This is a genomic window from Paraburkholderia kururiensis JCM 10599 = LMG 19447 (assembly GCF_003986935.1).
Taxonomy (GTDB): Bacteria; Pseudomonadota; Gammaproteobacteria; order Burkholderiales; family Burkholderiaceae; genus Paraburkholderia; species Paraburkholderia kururiensis.
In genome coordinates, this window is the sequence record NZ_RJZE01000111.1 from 1 (window position 1) to 758 (window position 758).

General features: G+C 55.9%; 1 protein-coding gene. It reads right to left on the reverse strand.

Annotation, left to right across the window (positions count from 1 at the left end):
- Positions 1–118: 118 nt before the first annotated feature.
- Positions 119–758 (reverse strand): transposase (locus PKKP23_RS33505; protein WP_153188591.1); only part of this gene is annotated, 640 nt, incomplete at its 5' end.

A 758-nucleotide genomic window follows, 5' to 3' on the forward strand; every position in this document is an offset into this window, starting at 1 on the left:
CGATTCTGTTGAAAAACTCGCTTTTTGGCCTGGATGTTTTGGTGGCTCGAGATCGCAGTTCTCTAGCGCGGCAGTTGCGATAGAGACTTCGGGAGAGAAACGGTCGCCCCGATGCCCCTCAAGCGATCGTTTTCGCCGCGTTCTGACTCATTGGCGTCAACCACTTCGCCATTCGCCGCAGGTTCTGCGCTGTTGCGGCCAACAGGAATTCGTCGTGCGCACCGCTGGGTCCGCGCAATCGCAATCGATCAAGCTTCAAGATTCGCTTCAAGTGCGCGAACAGCATTTCCACCTTCTTACGCTGTCGACGCGAATGCCGATATGCGGCGGTGTCGCCTATGGACCTCGCCACATCGCGCGATTCTTCATGCACGCTGCGCGCGATTTTGCGCATCGGCGTGTTTGGGCAGCACAACTGCTTCATTGCGCACGACGCACAGTCCGGTTGACTTGATCGATAGATGATCGTGTTGGCCTTTGTAATGTGTGAGCGCGGATTTTTGAACTGTCGCCGATCACTTCGCAGAGCGTGGCCTTGAGGACATCGATACTCGTTGGCTTGCTCGTTCCATTGGAATTCGCTGTTCGGAATGGTTCCATCGTTGCGAGCGTATCGTTCCCACACTGGAACATGTGGCTCGATGGCCTTCTCCTTTACCATCCAGCCAAGCATCGCTCCCGTTCCATATGCGGTATCGCCCACCAGACGCTTTGGCTTGAGCGCGAAGCGCTGTTCGACCCGATTCACCATCGTCTTC